This window comes from Campylobacter sp. (genome assembly GCF_017646085.1).
Classification (GTDB): domain Bacteria; phylum Campylobacterota; class Campylobacteria; order Campylobacterales; family Campylobacteraceae; genus Campylobacter.
This window is the reverse complement of sequence record NZ_JAGCNF010000088.1, coordinates 1-10,561: the sequence shown is the minus strand read 5'-3', so window position 1 is coordinate 10,561 and position 10,561 is coordinate 1. Positions and strand designations below refer to the sequence as shown.

The following is a 10,561-nucleotide window of genomic DNA, read 5'->3' as shown; positions in this document are numbered from 1 at the left end:
TTACTTACATATATTTTTATTATTCGTAAAATTATGCCTCTTGGAAAGCTTAAACGTGAGATAGATAAATTTGCTCAAGGCGATTTAGAGATAAAAAATGTAGCTACTGGAAATGATGAGATTAGTGAGGTCGCAAGTGCTTTTTATGAGGCTGTTAGTCAGATTAAAAATTTAAATAAAAGTCGCCAGCTATTTTTAAGAAATATAATGCACGAGCTAAAAACTCCAATTACTAAAGGCAGAATTACTGTTGAAATGATAGAAAAAAATAAAAACCAAGAGCGTTTAATAGATGTGTTTGAACGACTTGAGAGTTTGATAAATGAATTTGCCGCTGTAGAACGTGCAACATCTAGACTTGTTGGCGAATTAAAACCATGCAAAGTGCGAGATGTAATAGATGAAGCTATTGATATTGCAATGGCAGAAGAGTCAAATTTGGCAATTGAAGCTGTTGATGATGTTACGATAAGGGCTGACTTTAAGCTCTTAGCTATTGCGTGTAAAAATATGATTGATAATGCGTTAAAGTATTCTGATGATAAATTTGTCAAAATCACAATTACACATAATGAAATTATATTTTCATCTAAAGGCAAGCCATTAGAAAGTGATTTAAAATATTATATTGAGCCATTTACACAAGGCACAAATGCCAAAAAAAGCTTTGGTCTAGGGCTTTATATAGTTCATAATATTTTAATCGCTCACAAATTAAAATTAAACTATTGTCATAAAGATGGAATAAATATCTTTAGTTTTAATGAATTAAATCAAATTAAAAATATAGACAAATAGCCCAATAAACGCTAATAAAATCATTATATGTTTTTTATATATTGCTAACAATGCTAACACATTATAAGCAATAAACTCCCATAACTCCACATTTGCCCTACCCTGAGCAGGGGCAAACTCAATAAATTTAATCATCCATAAATCAAAAATACCACCAATTCCAAAAAGATGTAAAAATAGGCTTACTGGATAAAAAATTATAAAAGCATAGGCTAACGGAATTACGCTAAGCTGATACCAGCTTGTCACTGGAAAAAAATAATATACAGGAATATTCATAGCTAAAAATACAAAAATTTCTAGCGTTAATGTATGTATTAAAATTCGCCTCCAACTACTAAGGTCTTGTCTATTACCAAAATGGTGAATATATAAAAATATAAAAAATACTCCAAGACACGAAAAATAAAACCCAATAGAAAAGAGCAATTGCGGACTAAAAGCTAGCCCAATCAATACTGATAAAACCAAATTCCCAAAGCTAAAAACCTTAAGTCCACGACTAAGAAGCAAAAATCCAACCAAACCCATTATATACGAGCGCAAAAAACTAGGAGTAAAATCTAAAATATATAGATAAAAACCCATTAAAGCAAACAAAATCAAACTAATATAAAAACGTAAATTTAAATATGGAAAGTATCGATCTTGCAACGGTGCAATAGTAAATCTTGCCACAAAAAATACAAAAATAAAAATTACACTAAGATGAAATCCGCTAATTGCAATAATATGCGCAATTCCCCAATTAGTAACATTTTGACGCAATTCCTTACTAATTGGCGTAGCTAAATATAACGCATTATACAACTCTTGCATTTTGGTATTTTTATGTTGGCTTGATATTGCCTCTTTTAGGCTATTTGTTAGGTTTTTTGAAGTTTGTAACGGAGTTATTTTAAAACTTGGAAGAAAAAATCGTCCAGTTATATAATCTTTAAATTTCAAATTTTTACTAATTACTCCAACCTCGCAACTAACACATTTAGGTAGATTTTTAGCACGTGTGTAAAATGTATAATTTCCGCTTTTAAACTGCAAAACATAATATTTGCCATTTTTACCCTGTCTCTCGTTACTAAAAAGCAAATTGGAGTTTAAAAAACTATATGGTTTTGCCTTAAAAGCTTCATAATTTTTAAATTCTAAATAAAAATTTATAGTAAAAACCGCCATAGAAATGGCAACAAATACTATAAATTGTTTAGAATTAGCAAAAAGATTCATCTATTTTGCAACTGCTTTATAATATCCTAACTCATCATTTAATAGCTCAAATTTTTGATTTAGTAACGAAATTTGAGCTGAAATTAGATTATTTTGTGCCTCTAATAAATCCTTTAACTCTACACTGCCTTCTTGATATTTATTCTTATAAATATTAACTATTTTATCTTGATTTTCCATCATTATAACTAAATTATCATATGTTATCTTATCATTTTGATAGAAATTTATATATTTTAATGCCTCATTTATTGCATTTTTTAGCGTTTTTTCATAATTTAGCCTTAATTTGTTAAATTCTAATTCACTAACTTTTATATGTTTTTGTAGTTTAAAATAGTCCAAAAATGGCAAACTAAAGCTTAAAATTCCTCCAAGCTGATTGAAATTAAAACTATTTTTAAATTCCTTATCGCTATCGCTTAAACTTGCACCAAGGCTAAGACTAGGTAAAAGATCCTTTTGACTTAGACGATACTCATAAAAGCTTGAGTTTAACTTTGCTACTGCTTCGCTGATATCTGGGCGGTTTGAAAGCTCGCTAATATCAAATTCGCTAATCCCTACAAACTCCACACCGCTAAGGCTAAGCTCATCAAATCTAACTTCACTTCTAGTTAAATTCTTTAAACTCTCATAGCTAAGCTCTAGCGATCTTTTAGTTGAATAAATTTGATTTTGCAGCTTTAATATATTTTGTTCGCTTTGTTTAATAGCTAATAGTTCCTCTTTTCCATTTTCATACTTTAAAGTAACGATATTATCAAGCATTTTAGCATTATTTAAATTTGCTTCTAAACTACGCAAAGAGTCATTTAAATATAAAATATTAAAATAACCATTTGCTACTTGATTTATAATGGTTAAGCGTAAATTTTCTAGAGTCGATCTACTTGCACTCCAAAGCCACTCTTTACTCTTATAGCTATCATAAATCTTGCCAAATATATCAAGCTCATAGCTTAAGCTAAATTTAGAGTTAAAACTAGAGCTAAACTCATCACTCTTACTAATATCACGACTTGAATTAGCACCAATTTCTCCGCTCATAGATGGAATAAATTTATCGCTTGCAATACCTGCATTTATCATTGCTATCTCTAAATTTAGTGCTGCTACACCGATATCTTCGTTGTTTTTTAACGCCATATCAATTAGATTATTAAGCATAGTTTGATTAAAATCTTTATACCACTGTGGCGTGTAAAATTCCACATCTTTTATCTCATAATCTAGTTTTTTACTAGCACAACCGCTAATTAAAATACAAATAAAAATAGTAAATATATATCTCATATTAATCCCTTAGTAATGCATCGATTGGATTTAGTTTAGAGGCGTTTTTAGCTGGAATATATCCAAAAATTATCCCAATCATACTAGAAACGCCAATCGCTATAACAATAGAGGTCGTGCTAAATATCATAGTAAATCCGGTATCTAGTGCATTTACTATTACCCCGATTAAATATGCTAACCCAACACCGATAATTCCACCAATAGCACAAAGCAAAATCGCCTCAATCAAAAACTGTAACAAAATATCCTTACTCTTAGCGCCTATTGCCATACGAATTCCGATCTCTTTAGTTCGCTCAAATACGCTTACAAGCATAATATTCATAACCCCAATCCCACCAACCATAAGCGAGATAAATGCTACACCAGATATTAATAAACTCATAGTATTTACAGTACTTTGAACAGTTTGCATTATTGTATCTGAATTTACAGTAAAAAAATCCTTTGCGCCACGAATAGCACTCATAGCCTCTATTATACCACTTTCTGCTACTTGAGCATTCACCTCATCATTGATTTTGACAATTATTGAACGGATATTTTGTTGACCAGTAAGCTTATTAGCCGCTGTGGTATATGGCAAATATACAGTAATATTATCAGCGCCATATGATCCTGGATCTTTATATCCAACCCCTATGATAGTAAAAGGTTGCTTATTAAATATAATTGTCTTACCAATAGGATCAACACCTTCAAAAAATTCTTTTTGTGCTAAATCATCAATGATAATATTTGATCTTGAAAATCTCAAATCATCAAATTCAAAATCTCTACCCTCTATAATAGTCACCCCAGAAACATTAAGCAAATTCTCACTTCCACTTCTTAGGCTTGCATCTATATTTTTATTGCCATATGTTAATAATCCAGTAGAATTAATTCTAGGCGTAGCATAATCTACAAAACTAAGACTCTCAAGCATCTTATAGCTCTCAATACTAAAATCTTTTAACTTTCTAGCATTTTTATCACCAAAGTTTTTACCTAAATTCAACGTAATTGTATTTGTTCCCATACTATTGATATTAGCTAAAATTTTTTGCTCACTACCTTTGGCTAAAGCAACTACACAAATTACAGAAGCAATACCTATTATAATACCAAGCATAGTCAAAAATGATCTAAGCTTGTGTGATTTAATCGCTCCAACACTCATCATAAAACTCTCTATCAAACGATCTTTTAAAGCTTTAAAATTTGATTCTTTAGATATATTTTTAGAGTTTTTTTCATAGCATTGATTGCTTTTTACATCATCTTTAATTATATTGCCATCTTTAATCTCTATTACACGATTTGCCCAACTAGCTATATCTTTATCATGTGTTACTACTATAATAGTATGGCCATCTTTATGGAGCTCTTGTAAAATTTGCATTACCATCACGCCACTAGCACTATCAAGCGCTCCAGTAGGCTCATCACAAAGCAAAATCTCCCCACCATTCATCAAAGCCCTAGCGATACTTACACGCTGCTGTTGTCCACCGCTTAGATAGTTTGGCATTGTATCGATTTTATGCTCTAGTCCAAGCTTAGATAAAAGTTCTTTAGCTCTGCTAAGTCTAGTATCTTTATCTATTCCAGCATAAATCCCAGGCAAGGCGACATTGCTTTTAACATCATTTGAACTAAGTAGATTATAACGCTGAAAGATAAAGCCAAATTTTTTTAATCTTAAATTTGAGAGTTCATCTTTGTTAAATTTACTTATATCTTTACCATCAAGTTCATATTTTCCACTTGTTGAGGTATCTAGACAACCCAAGATATTCATAAGAGTACTTTTACCACTACCAGATTGCCCTATAATAGCTACAAACTCTCCTTTTTTTATCTCTAAATCTATACCTTTTAATACCTCAGTTTGAGTATCACCGACTTTAAAGGATTTACGGATTTTACTTAGCCTAATCATTACAACCTCATCATCGGTCTTTTAGAGCCATTTATCATATTTTTCATACTATCTGAGTTTAGATGAAAATATATTACCTCTTCATTTTCGCTAAGACCGCTTAGAATTTGTGTATTTATACCATTTGTAATTCCTGTAGTTATAGCTCTTTGTTCAATCTTATCGCCATTTTTAATATATACAAATTTACCATCTTTATCTGATTTTATCGCCATTGTAGGTAGATATAAGACATCTTTATTTTCAGCAATTATTATTTTATTCTCTGTTGTCATACCTATACGAAGAATCTCATCACTATTATCTACATTTACCTTAGCATAATAATATACAGCTGAGCTTGAGCTAGTACTGCTTGAATTTGAATTTGAAGTAGAGTATTTACCATCACTTAGTGTAGTCAAACCTGGGTCAATTGAGCTAATTTGTGCGTTATATTTTTTAAAATTATTTGATAAAATTGAATACTCTACCCTATTACCTACTTTAATATTTGGTATATCTCCTTCGCTTACTTGCAATCTTATCTCCATCTTGCTTAAATCTGCTATATTTACTAAAGTTGGAGTTGTTTGATTAGCATTAATAGTTTGACCAACCTCTACTGGCACAGATACTACAACTCCATCAAATGGCGCCCTAATATCTGTATAACCTAAATTTGTTCTAGCAGTATTAATCTCAATTCCAGTCTGCTTTATTTGAGCCTGTATCTCTTTTAATGTAGCTAGTTTTAAACTATAATTATCTTTTGCATTTTCTAAACTCTCTTGGCTTGTAGCATTTTGTTTTGCTAAATTTTGTTCTCTTTTATACTGCTTTAATGCAATATCAGTTGAAATTTTAGCTGAGTTTAGCTTAGCCTCTAAAATCTCTAAAGCTGCTAATTGCTGATCAAGCGTATTTTGTTGTTTTATACTATCTATTTGAGCGATTCTATCTCCAGCTTTTACCTTGTCGCCTACTTTTACATATAACTCTTTTATCTGACCACTTACTTGTGCGCCCACATCTACTAGATTACTAGCAAAGACTTCGCCTACTGCATCTACGCTTTGGATTATATCTCCACGCTTAACCAATGTTGTAATATACTCATCTTTTGGCTGATCTTCCCTTAATACCCACCACAAGATAACCCCACTAGTAGCTACAACGCCAGCAATAACTAATAATTTTTTTGATATTTTCATTATGTTCCTTAGAAAATTTTAATATCATTGTATGAAATTTATGTAAATTTATTGTTAAGCTTGTAATCTAAATTTAATCAATTTTAACCATATTTAGGTACAATATTGTAAAATTTATCCTACAAAGAAAAGATTATGGAAAATATATCAATCATTATACTAGCAGCCGGTAATGGCACCCGTATGAAATCACCTAAATCCAAAGTCCTACACACTCTAAGTGGCAGATCAATGATCGCTCATGTGATAGAAAAATCACTACAAATATCTAATGATATAACAGTAGTTTTAGGCTATCAATTTAATGAAGTAAGCTCAGAGATAAATAGAGAATTTAATAATATAAATATTGTCACTCAAGACACTATCAATTTCCCAGGTACTGCTGGAGCTGTGATGGCAGCAAGACCTAAATTTAACAAAACTTTAGTAATATGCGCCGATATGCCTTTAGTTGCAACTAGCGAGCTAAGGTCATTAGCACAAGCAAGTGCTGATATATCCATAGCTGCTTTTGTATCTAAAGATCCTTTTGGATATGGAAGAGTAGTTAAAGATGGCGACCAAGTTATCAAAATAGTAGAACAAAAAGATGCCAATGAAGATGAAAAAGCAATAAATCTATGCAATGCTGGGGCTTACTGTTTTGATACGGCTTTATTAAATTCAATCCTACCGCAAATAAACAACCAAAATGCAAGTAATGAATATTATCTAACAGACGCCATAGAACTAGCACTCAAAGCTGGTAAAAGCGTGAGCTCTGTATTAGTAGATGAGCAAAACTTTATGGGTATTAATGATAAGCTAGCTCTAAGCAAAGCCGAAAATATAATGCAAGAGCAGATAAAATCAGATTTAATGAAAAATGGAGTTATAATTAGACTGCCACAAACTGTATTTATAGATAGTAGAGCTAAATTTGAAGGCGAATGTGAAATAGAAAGTGGTTGCGTAATTAAAGGTGATTGCTTTATTAAAAACTCTATAATTAAAAGCAGTTCAGTTATAGAGTATAGCACAGTAATAGATAGCGATATCGGTCCAATGGCGCACCTAAGACCAAAAAGCTACATAGTCTCCACTAACATTGGTAACTTTGTAGAGCTTAAAAATGCAAATTTAGATAATGTAAAAGCTGGACATTTAAGCTATTTAGGTGATTGTCAAATTGGTAGCGGTACAAATGTAGGATGTGGTACAATCACTTGCAACTACGATGGCAAAAATAAAAATAAAACCATAATAGGCAAAAACGTATTTATAGGTAGCGATACACAGCTAATCGCTCCACTAAATATTGCCGATGATACTCTAATAGCAGCTGGCTCAAGCGTAACACATGATAGCCAAAAAGGCGATCTAATAATAGCTAGAGCCAAACAAAATAATAAAAGTGGATTTTTTTATAAATTCTTTGGTAAAAAAGATGAAAAATAAAAATATTTTACTAGCAGTTTGTGGCAGTATTAGCTTTTATAAGGCTTTTGAAATTTTAAGTCTGCTTAAAAAAAATGGAGCAAATGTTAAAGTATTACTAAGCGATGGAGCTCTTAAATTTACTACTCCATTAGGCTTTGAAGCACTTAGCGATGGGGTTTTAACATCTACTAATGAAAATTGGGCAAATGGTTTAGATCATATAAGCTTTAGCAAAAATGATCTACTTATCATCGCTCCAGCTTCAGCTAATAGTATCAATAAAATTGCAAATGGAATTGCTGATAATATATTTTTGCAAACAATTCTAGCAGCCTCTTGTCCTAAGATTATAGCTCCAGCTGCTAATTATAATATGCTAGACAATCCAGCGACAATTCGAAATTTAAAGATTTTAAAAGACGATGGATTTATAATTATTGAGCCAATTATTAAAACTTTAGCTTGCGGTGATTATGGAAAAGGTGCATTAAATGAGCCATGGGTAATCGTAGAAACTGCCAAAAGAGTGTTAAATCAAGATAAATTTTACAAAAATAAAAAAGTCATAATCACCGGTGGTCCGACAACTGAAAAAATCGATGATGTAAGAGCCATTACTAATCACTCAAGCGGCAAAATGGCTAAAGCTTTAGCCGATAGCTTTTACTATGCTGGGGCTGATGTTGTATTTATTAGCTCTATTGATTTTAATGCCCCATATGAAATAATTAAATTTAATAGCTCAAATGAACTATACAATATCTTAAATCAGCAAAAAGTCAATTTAGATGATATTTTAGTAATGTGTGCAGCAGTTAGCGATTTTATATGCGCTAATCCAAAATATGGCAAGATCAAAAAAGATCAAATGGGAGATAGGATCGAGCTAAAACTAAATATCGATATATTAAAAAATCTAAATTTAAATTGCAAAAAGATCGGTTTTAAGATGGAAATGGACGCTAAAAACGCTCTAAATAATGCCAAAGATATGCTAAAAAACAAAAATCTTGATGCAGTGTGTTTAAATATTTTAGGAGATAAGATTAAATTTGGATCTAATGAAACCAAGATAAGTTTTATAACTAAAGATACAATTATACAAACAGATCTAACATCAAAAGAACTAGTCGCATCACAAATCACTATACTGGCAAAAAATATATGATAAATAAATTATCCAAAATTCAATCTGCTCAAATATCAAATAATATTCCAACAATAATAAACTCAAGCTTGCCAGTTATCATAAAGGTATTAGAACAAACTAGATTTAACCGTTATAATATTAAATTTGGCACCAAAACAATTAGCACTACAAGCTATAAAGATCTAGAAGTAGGAAGCGAATACTATGCTAATATCGGATCTCAAAGTGGCGGTATGATAAGTATAAACTCTCTTACTAAAAGAGAGATTATAAAGCCGGTTTTAGATGATGGAGTAGCTCTTATTGAGATGGTAGCAAGCTCGCAAAATCTCTCATGGCTAATATCATATATAAAATCTAAAATGGCAAATCCAATCTCAAAAGATGAATTTAGTATATATACAGATATGATTATGGCATTAAATGAGAACATACTTCATATACCATTTTATTATGATAACCGTTCTGCATTAATACAAATTTTACTTGGGAAAAATCCTAAAATTTATCTGGTATTTTCTTTATTTGCACCAATAATTATCTCTATAAATGATGGAAAAATTCGCCTAGTTAGCTCACCTTATGTTAGCCTTAGCAAGGCCTTAGTTGATGAGTTAGGATGCGAATTTGAAATTAAACAAGTATCTCCTCTATGGCAAAAAGCAGTTATAAAGGCTACAATATGAACAAATTAAATCACCTAGCTATAATTATGGATGGCAATGGAAGATGGGCTAAAAATCGCTCCCTAGTAAGAACCAATGGCCATAAAAAAGGTGCAGATGTAGTAAATGATATTGCCATATATTGTGCTAAAAATAATATAAAAAATTTAACACTTTATGCTTTTAGTACAGAAAATTGGAAACGGCCAAAAAGCGAGGTTGATTTTTTACTAAATTTACTTTTAAAGTTTATCAATCTCAAAGAGGGGCTTTTTTTACAAAACAATATTAAATTTCACACCATTGGCGATTTAACTCCTTTTAATAATGAACTAAAAGAGGCTATAGCAAATTTAAAAAATAAAACTAAAGATAATTATGGGTTAAATTTAATCTTAGCTATAAATTATGGAAGCCAAAATGAGATTGTAAGAGCTGTAAATTTAGCTCTTCAAAATGGCTTTAAAATTGATGAAAAAAGCATTGCAAATCACCTAGATAGCGCTAATTTTGGTGATGTAGATCTACTTATTCGCACTGGTGGAGAACAAAGGCTTAGTAACTTTTTATTATGGCAATCAAGCTATGCAGAACTAGTATTTACACCAACTCTATGGCCAGATTTTACTAGTAAAGAACTTGAAGAAATTATAGCTAAATTTAAATCCATTCACCGTAAATTTGGAGCAATTTAATGTTGCTAATATTTTTTATTTTTGGGATATGTCTTGGCTCATTTACTACAGTTTTAATCACTCGCATACCTATTGGAGAGGATTTTGTCTTTAGTCGTAGCCGCTGCCCAAGCTGCGCCAAAAAGCTTAGCGCTACTGAGCTTATACCCCTACTTTCGTGGATAATGCTTAAAGCAAAGTGTAAAAAC

General features: G+C 31.2%; 10 protein-coding genes. 6 read left to right on the top strand and 4 right to left on the bottom strand.

Annotation, left to right across the window (positions count from 1 at the left end; genetic code table 11):
- Window positions 1–798: ArsS family sensor histidine kinase (locus J6V67_RS04810; RefSeq protein WP_291859548.1), on the top strand; the 798-nt coding region annotated here is incomplete at its 5' end.
- Here the strand turns inward: J6V67_RS04810 and J6V67_RS04805 are convergent.
- The 4 genes from J6V67_RS04805 to J6V67_RS04790 are packed head-to-tail and all read right to left on the bottom strand — an operon-like array spanning window position 769 to window position 6,441.
- Entirely contained in the window at window positions 769–2,025 is a 1,257-nt protein-coding gene (locus J6V67_RS04805) for a ComEC/Rec2 family competence protein (protein ID WP_291859546.1), read from the bottom strand. The genes J6V67_RS04810 and J6V67_RS04805 overlap by 30 nt on opposite strands.
- Window positions 2,026–3,321 (bottom strand): TolC family protein, encoded by a 1,296-nt coding sequence (locus tag J6V67_RS04800; RefSeq protein ID WP_291859544.1) that lies wholly within the window; start codon window positions 3,319–3,321, stop codon window positions 2,026–2,028.
- Between the two features lies 1 nt (window position 3,322).
- Window positions 3,323–5,248 (bottom strand): MacB family efflux pump subunit, encoded by a 1,926-nt coding sequence (locus J6V67_RS04795; RefSeq protein ID WP_291859541.1) that lies wholly within the window; start codon window positions 5,246–5,248, stop codon window positions 3,323–3,325.
- Complete coding sequence (locus tag J6V67_RS04790) at window positions 5,248–6,441, bottom strand: efflux RND transporter periplasmic adaptor subunit (protein ID WP_291859539.1); 1,194 nt, start codon at window positions 6,439–6,441, stop codon at window positions 5,248–5,250. Before J6V67_RS04790 ends, J6V67_RS04795 begins: the two co-directional genes overlap by 1 nt.
- Before the next feature lie 135 nt (window positions 6,442–6,576).
- On the opposite strand from J6V67_RS04790, the gene glmU reads away from it, so the two are divergent.
- The 5 genes from glmU to J6V67_RS04765 all read left to right on the top strand — a co-directional run.
- Window positions 6,577–7,881 carry a bifunctional UDP-N-acetylglucosamine diphosphorylase/glucosamine-1-phosphate N-acetyltransferase GlmU gene (glmU, locus tag J6V67_RS04785; protein WP_291859536.1) on the top strand — a complete coding sequence of 435 codons (1,305 nt, stop codon included), beginning with the start codon at window positions 6,577–6,579 and terminating at the stop codon, window positions 7,879–7,881.
- Entirely contained in the window at window positions 7,871–9,031 is a 1,161-nt protein-coding gene (gene coaBC / locus J6V67_RS04780) for a bifunctional phosphopantothenoylcysteine decarboxylase/phosphopantothenate--cysteine ligase CoaBC (RefSeq protein ID WP_291859535.1), read from the top strand. Before glmU ends, coaBC begins: the two co-directional genes overlap by 11 nt.
- Window positions 9,028–9,699, top strand: a complete 672-nt coding sequence (locus J6V67_RS04775; RefSeq protein ID WP_291859533.1) for a hypothetical protein — start codon at window positions 9,028–9,030, stop codon at window positions 9,697–9,699. Before coaBC ends, J6V67_RS04775 begins: the two co-directional genes overlap by 4 nt.
- Window positions 9,696–10,373, top strand: coding sequence for a polyprenyl diphosphate synthase (gene uppS / locus J6V67_RS04770; RefSeq protein WP_291859530.1), 678 nt, complete (start codon window positions 9,696–9,698; stop codon window positions 10,371–10,373). The genes J6V67_RS04775 and uppS overlap by 4 nt, the downstream gene beginning before the upstream one ends.
- On the top strand, window positions 10,373–10,561 hold a 189-nt coding region (locus J6V67_RS04765; protein WP_291859527.1), incomplete at its 3' end, for a prepilin peptidase. The genes uppS and J6V67_RS04765, both read left to right, overlap by 1 nt.